Here is a 211-nt window from a genome sequence, read left to right as displayed (position 1 = left end):
CCTGCCCAAGCCCTACGCCTTCTCCGAGCTGATGGCCAGGACCTCGATCCGGGCCATCAGCTCGGAGAAGGCGTAGGGCTTGGGCAGGTAATCGTCGCCCCCGGCCTTGAGGCCCTTCACCCGGTCGTCGACCTGACCGAGCGCGGAGAGGATCAGCACCGGCGTCTCGACGCCCTGCTCGCGCAGGGAGCGGATCAGCGACAGGCCGTCG

General features: G+C 69.2%; 1 pseudogene. It reads right to left on the bottom strand.

The features are described from left to right. Positions 1–33: 33 nt before the first annotated feature. Positions 34–211: pseudogene (locus tag MFF40_RS28735) on the bottom strand (response regulator); the annotation flags it as partial.

This window comes from Methylobacterium mesophilicum (assembly GCF_022179445.1).
In the GTDB taxonomy this organism is placed as follows: domain Bacteria; phylum Pseudomonadota; class Alphaproteobacteria; order Rhizobiales; family Beijerinckiaceae; genus Methylobacterium; species Methylobacterium mesophilicum.
The sequence above is the reverse complement of the archived record's forward strand: the minus strand, read 5'-3'. Positions and strand labels throughout refer to the sequence as shown.